We start from the raw sequence: 871 nt of genomic DNA on the forward strand, positions 1-871 counted from the left end.
CCCGGTTGAGCTTTTCCAGCTTTGAGGTATCAGGCAAGGGCAGCGTCCTCCTTTCCCGGTATCAGCACATAAATCCGGTTTGGTTCTCCAACGCCCTGACGCACCCGCATGATAAGTCCGACAGTTTCCAATTCATTCAGAGAACGCTTGACCGTCATGGGACTGCAGGACAGGACTGCGGCGTATCGCTCCCTTTGGTATGCTCGTTTCGATCAGGGTTCCTCCACATCCCTGCCAAAAGTCATGGCACTACATCGCCGGGGAAGCATATCCCACACAGGCTGGTCATTCGATTGGAATAATCCATCGATGAACTACCTGTATCATAGAACATTTTTGTGCCCTGTGCCGTATGTCCACAAAGTAGGAATTCGGGGTAAAAATCAGAAATTTCCACGATTGCGGAATTGATATGGTATAATCAATTCAACGGTTATAAATGTCGTCAGAAGGGGGAACTGCTTCAATGAACGGAGCTACTACAATACAGGAACGGCTAAAAGATTTACGATGAAACAAAGGATTAAAACTGGAAGAACTGGCTGAGCAAACGGGTATTTCAAAATCGGCTCTTGGCAGTTATGAAAAAGATGACTATAAGGAAATCAATCATGGCAACCTTATCCTGCTGGCAGATTTTTATGGGGTGTCCCTCGATTATCTCTTTTGCCGGACAGAGAACCGGGCGGAGATCAACACGCCATTAAGGGAGCTGCATTTGAGTGATGAGATGGTAGCACTTCTGAAAAGCGGTCGGATTAACAACCGTCTGCTCTGCGAACTTGCCACCCATAAGGACTTTATCAAGTTTCTTGCGGACATTGAGATTTATGTGGACGGGATTGCTACCATGCAAATCCACAACCTCAAC

Annotated in this window: 2 pseudogenes; one reads left to right on the forward strand and one right to left on the reverse strand. The window is 46.8% G+C overall.

Annotation, left to right across the window (positions count from 1 at the left end):
* Window positions 1-29: 29 nt before the first annotated feature.
* Window positions 30-182, reverse strand: a pseudogene (locus DW677_RS18050) (DeoR family transcriptional regulator); the annotation flags it as partial.
* A gap of 284 nt (window positions 183-466) precedes the next feature.
* Between DW677_RS18050 and DW677_RS19025 the strand changes: the two are divergent.
* Window positions 467-871: pseudogene (locus tag DW677_RS19025) on the forward strand (helix-turn-helix transcriptional regulator); the annotation flags it as partial.

This window comes from Clostridium sp. AM25-23AC (assembly GCF_003435125.1).
GTDB classification, from domain to species: Bacteria; Bacillota; Clostridia; order Lachnospirales; family Lachnospiraceae; genus Pilosibacter; species Pilosibacter fragilis.